Here is a 6,965-nt window from a genome sequence, read left to right as displayed (position 1 = left end):
GCCGCTCTGAGCTTTATCGAACGGGCCGAGAACATCGTATTCCTGGGGCCCAGCGGCGTGGGCAAGAGCCACCTGGCTCAGGCGCTGGCCTACCGTGCCGTCATGGCGGGCATCAAGACCCGCTTCCTGACTGCCGCCGACCTGATGATGCAGTTGGCCACCGCCCATAAACAGGATCGGCTGCAGCAGTACTTCAACCGTGCCATCATCGGGCCGCGCCTGTTGGTGATCGATGAGATCGGATATTTGCCGTTTGGACGCGAGGAGGCGAATCTGTTCTTCAACGTGGTGGCCCAGCGCTACGAGCGCACCAGCATCATCGTCACCAGCAATCTGCCCTTCAGTCAGTGGTCCTCATGCTTTGCTGAGGACCAAACGCTGACCGCCGCCTTGCTCGACCGCCTGCTGCATCACGCCCATATCGTGCAGATTGCCGGGGAAAGCTACCGACTCAAGGACAAGCGCAAAGCAGGGAATATCAAGATCAGGAGCTAGGTTTTTTGGACGCCGGGGTGGGTCAGTTTTACTCCGACGATTCCGACGAAAGTGGGTCAGTTTTCAACCGGCGTTGACAGGAAATGGTGGCGCAATGCTTGCAGGGCGACGTGTCGCTCGCGGCGTTAGCCGTAGAGCACGGTATGAACCCCAACGTTTTGCATCGGTGGGTCAAAGAGCATGAACGCTACGGCCACCACTGCTTGGCTGAGGAGGAGGGGCGCCAGCGGCGCGCACCGGCTTTGGTGGGTCCCTCTCGCCAACCCACTGCGCCATTCGTCCCTCTATCAGTGAGCGCGAGCCAGCCTGGTGCGAGTCACGACGTCATTCGCCTGGAAGTGAAGCGCGACACTGCGACAGTGCGCGTATCCTGGCCGATTAGCGCCGCAGCCCAATGTGCCGCGCTGTTGCGTGAGTGGTTGCGGTGATTCGCATTGACCAAGTCTGGCTCGCTGTAGAGCCCGTGGACATGCGCAGCGGTATGGATCGGTTGCTCGCCCGCGTGATCGAGGTCTTCGGCGCCTCGCAGCCGCACCATGCCTACGTGTTTGCCAACCGCCGCGGCACCCGGCTGAAGGTGCTGGTGTGCGATGGCTTCGGCATCTGGCTGGCTGTACGACGGTTGCACCAGGGGAGTGTGCACTGGCCCCGGCCCGGTGACACACAAATGGCGCTCACCGCTGAACAAGCTCGTGCGCTCGTCATCGGTCTGCCGTGGCAACGCCTGGGTGAGTACGAATCGATCAGCCTCTTATGACCCCGGATTTGCAATCCGGGGCAGTGCGAATGGTGCGCTGCACAGGGGTCTGGCATTATGGCGGCTATGCCTCTGAAGACAGCACCCAACCTCGACCATCTTGATGCCGACGCCCTGCGGGCGCTGGCGGCGGAATTGATGGGCAAGCTCGAGCGGCAGGCGCAGGATATCCACTTTAAGGACACGCACATCCGCAAGCTCACGCATGAGATTGCGGTGCTGCGCCGTTATCGCTTCGGCAAAAAGAGCGAACAGCTTGGCGGCGAACAGGGGTTGCTGCTGGAAGACGCGGTCGATGCCGACATCGCCGCCATCGAGCAGGAACTGATCAACTTGGGTGGTCCTCAGCCGGAACAGAAGGCGGTCTCGCAGCCCAAGCGCCAGGCGCTGCCGCCGACTACGTGGCGCGCGGCGTGCGCTGCAACGCCATCTGCCCCGGCACCGTGGAGTCGCCCTCGCTGCGCGAACGCATCGACGCGCAGGCGCGCGCCTCGGGCCAGACGCGGGAGATCGTGGAGGCCGCCTTCGTGGCGCGCCAGCCCATGGGCCGCATCGGCCGCCCGGAGGAAATCGCGGCGCTGGCGGTGTATCTTGCCAGCGACGAGTCGGCCTTCACCACGGGCACCGCCCAGGTCATCGACGGCGGCTGGTCGAACTGAACACAACGCAAGCAAAGGAACACGTCATGAAACTCATGCGCTATGGCGCCCGGGGCGCCGAGAAGCCCGGGCTGGTGGATGCCCAGGGGCGGGTGCGGGATCTCTCCGCCGTGCTGCCCGACATCACGGCCCAGTCGCTCACGCCCGAAGGGCTGGCGCGGCTGCGCGCCGTGGACGCGGCGGGCCTGCCCGTGGTGGCCAGTCCCGGCCGGATCGCGCCGCCCTGGAGCGGCATGGGCAAATTCATCTGCATCGGCCTGAACTACGCCGATCATGCCGCCGAGGCCGGGCTGCAGGTGCCGGCCGAACCCGTCATCTTCATGAAACCCACCTCCGCGCTGGCGGGCTGCAACGACCCGGTGGTGCTGCCGCGGGGCTCGGTCAAGACCGACTGGGAAGTGGAGCTGGGCGTGGTCATCGGCAAGAAGGCCCGCTACGTGGACGAGGCCGAGGCGCTGTCCCACGTGGCCGGCTATTGCGTGGTGAACGACGTGTCCGAGCGCGAATACCAGATCGAGCGCGGCGGCACCTGGGACAAGGGCAAGGGCTGCGACACCTTCGGGCCGGTAGGGCCGTGGCTGGTGACGGCCGACGAAGTGCCCAATCCCCAAGACCTGGAACTGTGGCTGGAAGTCAACGGCAAGCGCTACCAGAACGGCAGCACCCGCACCATGGTGTTCGGCGTGGCGCAACTGGTGGCCTACGTGAGCCGCTTCATGACGCTGTACCCGGGCGACCTCATCAGCACCGGCACGCCGCCCGGCGTCGGCATGGGCCAGAAGCCCGCGCCGGTCTATCTCGAGGCGGGCGACGAAATGAAGCTGGGCATCACCGGCCTGGGCGAGCAGCGCCAGCGCGTGCACGCCTGGGATCCGGCGCTCATCGACGGCTGAACCCGGCCCTTTTCCGCGGAGCCCTCCATGTTCCAGACCGATACGGCAGTCATTCGCATCCACCCGGCGGACAACGTGGTCATCGCGCGGCGCCAGCTCGTCAGCGGGCAGCGCCTGGAGAGCGAGGGCGTCACCGTGGCGGGGCTGGTGCCGCCCGGCCACAAGGTGGCCGTGCGCGCCATTGCCGCCGGCGAGCCGGTGCGGCGCTACAACCAGATCATCGGCACGGCCCGGCAAGACATCGCGCCGGGCCAGCACGTGCATACGCACAACCTGGCGTTCTCCGACTTCGAGCGCGACTATGCGGTCGGGCAGGGCGCGCGCCCCACCGACTACGTGGCGCAGCCGGCCTGTTTCGACGGCATCGTGCGCGCCGACGGGCGGGTGGCCACGCGCAACTACATCGGCATCCTCACCAGCGTGAACTGTTCGGCCACCGCCGCACGCGCGATCGCCGACCACTTCCGGCGCGATATCCATCCCGAGGCGCTGGCGCCGTACCCCAACGTGGACGGCGTGGTGGCCCTGACCCACGGCGCGGGCTGCGCCACCGGCGCCGACGGCGAGCCGCTGCGCGTGCTGCGCCGCACGTTGGGCGGCTATGCGCGCCACCCCAATTTCGCCGCCCTCATGGTGGTGGGCCTGGGCTGCGAAACCAACCAGATCGGCGGCCTCATGGAACAGGAGGGTCTGCGCGAAAGCGCGCGGCTGCACACGTTCAACATCCAGGAAACGGGCGGCACCCGCAAGACGGTGGAGCGGGGCGTCGAACTGGTGCGGGCCATGCTGGAGCAGGCCGACCGGGCGCGCCGCCAGCCCGTGCCGGCCAGCCACCTCGTCGTGGGCCTGCAGTGCGGCGGCTCCGACGGCTATTCCGGCATCAGCGCCAATCCTGCGCTGGGCGCGGCCGTGGACCGGCTGGTGCGCCATGGCGGCACCGCCATTCTGTCGGAGACGCCCGAGATCTACGGCGGCGAGCACCTGCTCACGCGCCGCGCGCAGCATCCCGACGTGGCGGCGCGGCTGCTGGCGCGGCTGCGCTGGTGGGAGGACTACTGCGCGCGCAACCAGGCCGAGATGGACAACAACCCTTCGGCCGGCAACAAGGCCGGCGGCCTGACCACCATCCTGGAAAAGTCGCTGGGCGCCATCGCCAAGAGCGGCACCACCAATCTCACGGCGGTCTACGAATACGCCGAGGCGGTGCGCGAGCGCGGCCTCGTCTTCATGGACACGCCAGGCTACGACCCCGTCTCGGCCACCGGGCAGGTGGCGGGCGGAGCCAACCTCATCTGTTTCACCACCGGGCGCGGCTCGGCCTACGGCTGTGCGCCGGCGCCCTCGCTCAAGCTCTCCACCAACACCGCGCTCTGGCAGCGGCAATCCGACGATATCGACATCAACTGCGGCGCAGTGGTCGACGGCGCGCAAAGCGTGGAGCAGATGGGCGAGCACATCTTCCAGCGCATGCTGGAGACGGCTTCCGGCCGCCGCACGCGCAGCGAGGAACACGGCTACGGCCAGAACGAATTCGTGCCCTGGCAACTGGGCGCGGTGATGTAGCGGCGCGGGGCCGCGTCTACTCCACAGGAGCCTCTCCATGAAAATCTCCGACGCGCGGGTCATCGTGTGCAGCCCGGGACGCAATTTCGTGACGCTCAAGATCGAAACCGACGAAGGGCTGTCGGGCATCGGCGACGCGACGCTCAACGGCCGCGAGCTGGCGGTGGCGTCCTACCTGTCCGATCACGTCGTGCCCTGCCTGCTGGGGCGCGACCCGCAGCAGATCGAGGACATCTGGCACTACCTGTACCGCGGCGCGTACTGGCGGCGCGGGCCGGTCACCATGGCGGCCATCGGCGCGGTGGACACGGCGCTCTGGGACATCAAGGCCAAGGCCGCGGGCATGCCGCTCTACCAGTTGCTGGGCGGCAGGAGCCGCAGCGGCGTCATGGTGTACGGGCACGCCAACGGCCGCGACATCGAGGAAACCGTGGACGAGGTGCTGCGCTACCGCGACATGGGCTACCTGGCCGTCCGCGCGCAAAGCGGCGTGCCCGGGCTGAATGCCGTGTATGGCGTGGGGCGCGGCCGCATGTTCTACGAGCCCGCCGATGCCGCGCTGCCTTCGGAGCACGACTGGTCCACCGAGAAATACCTCGATCACACGCCCCGGCTTTTCGAGCGCCTGCGCCAGGCCGTGGGCTGGGACACGCATTTGCTGCACGACGTGCACCACCGGCTCACCCCCATCGAGGCGGGACGGCTGGGCAAGGCGCTCGAGCCCTACCGGCTCTTCTGGCTGGAAGACGCCACGCCCGCCGAAAACCAGGAAGCCTTCCGACTCATCCGCCAGCACACCGTGACGCCGCTGGCCGTGGGCGAGATATTCAACACCATCTGGGACTGCAAGGACCTGATCCAGAACCAGCTCATCGACTACATCCGCGCCACCGTGGTGCATGCGGGCGGCATCACGCACCTGCGCCGCATCGCCGACCTGGCCTCGCTGTACCAGGTGCGCACCGGCTGCCACGGCGCCACCGACCTTTCTCCCGTCTGCCTGGGCGCCGCCCTGCATTTCGACATCTGGGCGCCCAATTTCGGCATCCAGGAATACATGCGGCACACGGAGGAGACCGATGCCGTGTTTCCCCACGCTTACCACTACGAGCAGGGCATGCTATACCCTGGCGAGGCGCCGGGCCATGGCGTGGAAATCGACGAAGGGCTCGCCGCGAAATACCCCTACCAACGCGCCTATCTGCCGGTCAACCGGCTGGCGCACGATGGCACTCTGTGGCATTGGTGAACATGCTGGAACGCTTGAATTCGAAGTCTCTCTCCCATCTGCCCGCCGGCGTGGAGCGCCCGGCCTACGACCGCGAACGGCTCACGCCCGGCATCGTGCACCTGGGGCTGGGCGCCTTTCACCGCGCCCACCAGGCGCTGGTCACCGATCTGGCCATGCAGGCCAGCGGCGACCTCAGCTGGGGCATATTGGGCGTCTCGCTGCGCAGCCCGGCCGTGCGCGACGCCCTGGCGCCGCAAGACGGCCTCTACACGCTCGCCACGCGCGACGCGGCCCCGACGGCCAGCCGCGCGAGGCGCTGCGCGTGGTCGGCTCGGTGCTGCGCGTGATGGTGGCCGAGGAAGACCCCAACGCGGTGCTGGAGCGCATCGCCTACCCGCAAACGCGCATCGTCAGCCTGACCGTCACCGAGAAGGGCTATTGCCACGAGCCTGCCTCCGGCCTGCTGCGCTGGGACGACGCCGACATCCTGCACGACCTGGCGCACCCCGAGGCGCCGCGCAGCGCCATCGGCATGCTGGTGCACGGCTTGTCGCTGCGCCGCGAGCGCGGCCTGCCGCCGGTGACGCTGCTGTCCTGCGACAACCTGCCGTCCAACGGCGACACGCTGCGCAAGCTGGTGCTGGCCTTCGCGCTGCGCGTGGACCCCATGCTCACCGCCTGGATCGACGCGCACTGTACCTTCCCCAACTCCATGGTCGACCGCATCGTGCCCGCCACGCGCGACGAGGACCGCCAGCGCATTTCCGAGCGCGTCGGCTTCCAGGACGCCTGGCCCGTGGTGGCCGAGCCCTATCTCAACTGGGTCATCGAAGACAAGTTCGCCGCCGGCCGTCCGGCCTGGGACGTGCCGGGCGGCGCCACCTTCGTCGGCAACGCCGCGCCTTATGAGCGCCTCAAGCTGCGCATGGTCAACGCCCCGCATTCCGCCTTCGCCTACCTGGGCGCCATGCTGGGCATCAAGACCAACAGCGAAGCCGCCGCCAACCCCGGACTGCGGCGCTATGTGGACACCCTGATCCGCACGGAAATCGCGCCGACCCTGCGCGGCATTCCCGAAGCCGGCCTGGACGAATACCGTCAGCGCTTTCTGGCGCGCGTCTCCAACCCGGCGCTGCCGCACCTCACCCACCAGGTGGCCATGGACGGCTCCCAGAAAGTGCCGCCGCGCCTGCTGGCCGCCGTCCGCGAGCGCCCTGCGGCGCGGCGAGAGCATCGAGCTGCTGGCGCTGGCCGTGGCGGCGTGGCTGCACTACCTGCGCGGCTACGACGAAACCGGCGCCCGCTACGCGGTGCAGGATCCGCTCGCCGCGCAACTCGCCCGCATGCTCGAACGCGCCGAGGTGGCC

Annotated in this window: 6 protein-coding genes and 3 pseudogenes; all 9 read left to right on the top strand. The window is 68.1% G+C overall.

Going from position 1 to position 6,965, the window contains the following annotated elements; translation table 11 throughout:
- Positions 1 to 495, top strand: a 495-nt coding sequence (istB, locus tag AD428_RS20555; protein WP_152968176.1) for an IS21-like element helper ATPase IstB, incomplete at its 5' end; no start/stop codon positions are given.
- An 83-nt stretch (positions 496 to 578) separates the two neighbouring features.
- Positions 579 to 923: a transposase gene (locus AD428_RS29755; protein ID WP_152968175.1), complete on the top strand. Its 345-nt coding sequence runs from the start codon at positions 579 to 581 to the stop codon at positions 921 to 923.
- Positions 911 to 1,252 carry an IS66 family insertion sequence element accessory protein TnpB gene (gene tnpB, locus AD428_RS20550; RefSeq protein ID WP_369798802.1) on the top strand — a complete coding sequence of 114 codons (342 nt, stop codon included), beginning with the start codon at positions 911 to 913 and terminating at the stop codon, positions 1,250 to 1,252. Before AD428_RS29755 ends, tnpB begins: the two co-directional genes overlap by 13 nt.
- Positions 1,253 to 1,309: 57 nt before the next feature.
- A pseudogene (locus AD428_RS26430) lies at positions 1,310 to 1,591 on the top strand (transposase domain-containing protein); the annotation flags it as partial.
- 50 nt (positions 1,592 to 1,641) lie between these two features.
- Positions 1,642 to 1,911 (top strand): annotated as a pseudogene (locus AD428_RS20545) (SDR family oxidoreductase); the annotation flags it as partial.
- A gap of 26 nt (positions 1,912 to 1,937) precedes the next feature.
- Positions 1,938 to 2,804 (top strand): fumarylacetoacetate hydrolase family protein, encoded by an 867-nt coding sequence (locus AD428_RS20540; protein WP_053244788.1) that lies wholly within the window; start codon positions 1,938 to 1,940, stop codon positions 2,802 to 2,804.
- Positions 2,805 to 2,831: 27 nt separating this feature from the next.
- On the top strand, positions 2,832 to 4,367 hold the full coding sequence (locus tag AD428_RS20535) for a UxaA family hydrolase (protein ID WP_053246408.1): 1,536 nt from the start codon (positions 2,832 to 2,834) through the stop codon (positions 4,365 to 4,367).
- 37 nt (positions 4,368 to 4,404) lie between these two features.
- Positions 4,405 to 5,616 carry a D-mannonate dehydratase ManD gene (gene manD, locus AD428_RS20530; RefSeq protein ID WP_053244787.1) on the top strand — a complete coding sequence of 404 codons (1,212 nt, stop codon included), beginning with the start codon at positions 4,405 to 4,407 and terminating at the stop codon, positions 5,614 to 5,616.
- Positions 5,617 to 5,618: 2 nt separating this feature from the next.
- Positions 5,619 to 6,965: pseudogene (locus AD428_RS20525) on the top strand (mannitol dehydrogenase family protein); the annotation flags it as partial.

Source organism: Achromobacter sp. DMS1, assembly GCF_001270295.1.
This window is presented reverse-complemented; position numbering and strand designations above follow the sequence as displayed.